Origin of the sequence: Psychrobacter sp. UBA3068 (assembly GCF_002366815.1) — a bacterium.
GTDB lineage: Bacteria > Pseudomonadota > Gammaproteobacteria > Pseudomonadales > Moraxellaceae > Psychrobacter > Psychrobacter namhaensis.
Map to the genome: position 1 here is coordinate 1 of NZ_DFBY01000027.1, position 213 is coordinate 213.

A 213-nucleotide genomic window follows, 5' to 3' on the forward strand; every position below is an offset into this window, starting at 1 on the left:
GTTGGTGACGAAATCGAAATCGTTGGTATCCGTGACACTCAAAAAACCACCTGTACTGGTGTAGAGATGTTCCGTAAACTGCTTGACGAAGGTCGTGCAGGCGAAAACTGTGGCGTACTACTACGTGGTACCAAGCGTGAAGACGTACAACGTGGCCAAGTACTAGCGAAGCCAGGTTCAATCACGCCGCACACCAAGTTTGACGCAGAAGTA

Annotated in this window: 1 protein-coding gene; it reads left to right on the forward strand. The window is 49.8% G+C overall.

Annotated features, from left to right (window positions below; all coding sequences use genetic code 11):
* The coding region (locus tag B2P60_RS06760; RefSeq protein ID WP_286740176.1) for an EF-Tu/IF-2/RF-3 family GTPase at positions 1 to 213 on the forward strand (213 nt) is incomplete at both ends.